Below are 1,325 nucleotides of genomic sequence, written 5' to 3' on the forward strand. Positions count from 1 at the left end.
GATCAACGACGGCCCCTGACCATCGCGCGCTCGATCAATCGCAGCCTTTGTCGCATGGTAGACAGCGACGGCGTCATGACCATCGACGCGAACGCCGGGAATCCCGTATGCAGTCGCGCGTTCGGCGATAGTGCGTGTCGGACTCACAGATTCAAATGGGGTGGTTACCGAGATTCCATTGTTCTCACAGAAGTAGACCAGCGGTAGTTTCCACCGCGATGCCTCGAGAAGAGTTTCATGGAAGGTGCCACGTGCCGCCGTCCCGTCGCCGAAGTCCGCCAGCGCAACTTGCCCAGTGCCTCTCATTTGCGCCGACAATGCCGCGCCTGCTGCCACCGGATACACCGAACCCAGCGTCGCACCCTCCCCCATGATTCCCAGCGCCGGATCAGCCCAGTGAGGAACGCCGGCACCCTTTCCTCCGGTAGAACCTGTCACTTTTCCAAGCAGGTCACCGATGATCGGCCCCATCGTCATCCCTTTGGCAAGCGGCCATGTGGCTCCTCTTCCCTGATAGAACAGATAGTCGTCGTCTCGCATGGCTGCCACCGCTCCAGCGACAGCACCTTCCTGCCCTTTGCCCGGATGCCAAAATCCGGCAAATCCGTGGTCCCGGATGTGAATCTGCACCGCGTCCTCGATCGCACGCGCACGGGCCATGACGGTGAAAATGTCGATCGCCAACCGTGGGTCGAGTGACTCCGGTTCCACTACTTCGGTCAGCTGTTCGCTTGTGTGCGTGGCCATCCCGATCTCCTTCTGACAGTCCGACATGCAAGTACGAGGTTCGCGCCTTTGACAACCCGGCATCGATTGCCATTCGTGTGGCTGCTGTCACATCACCATATGTGGATCAAGTGATTCAATCAAGTGCATTCTCTAAATCGACTGAGATCTACTCAGACATCACCGGGTCAGCAGGCCGGAAATCAGGCCGCGACATCGCGATATGATGGGGTCAACAAACCGAAAGGTTGCGGAAATGCCACGATCCAGTCCACGCGACGGCGCAGCAACTCGCCGTGCTCTGATCGACTCAGCGGCAAAGCTGTTCGCAGCAGAGGGAGTCGAGGCCGTCTCGATTCGAGCGATCAATGCCGAAGCCGGATTGGGAGCAGCGTCCGCGCACTATCATTTCGGATCCAAGGACGCGATCCTCGACGCCGTCCTCCTCGACTCCGGCGCCGAAGTGCTCGCGCACATTCATCGCCTGGCCAAGAACATGCTCGATTACGACACCGTTCCGACAGCGAGGCAGATCGTCGATCTCCTGGCACTGCCGTATCGCCAGTTCCTCTATCAGGAACCTGACAAAGGTTGTCGAT

Annotated in this window: 2 protein-coding genes; one reads left to right on the plus strand and one right to left on the minus strand. The window is 59.0% G+C overall.

Translation table 11 applies throughout. The features are described from left to right. Positions 1-747: thiamine pyrophosphate-dependent dehydrogenase E1 component subunit alpha (locus tag ACIQ2D_RS22040; RefSeq protein WP_402867424.1), on the minus strand; the 747-nt coding region annotated here is incomplete at its 3' end. Between the two features lie 235 nt (positions 748-982). Here ACIQ2D_RS22040 and ACIQ2D_RS22045 point away from each other — a divergent pair. Further along, a partial coding sequence (locus tag ACIQ2D_RS22045) for a TetR/AcrR family transcriptional regulator (RefSeq protein WP_402867425.1) occupies positions 983-1,325 on the plus strand: 343 nt, incomplete at its 3' end.

The organism is Lysinibacillus sp. NPDC097287, from assembly GCF_044761695.1.
Classification (GTDB): domain Bacteria; phylum Bacillota; class Bacilli; order Bacillales_A; family Planococcaceae; genus Lysinibacillus.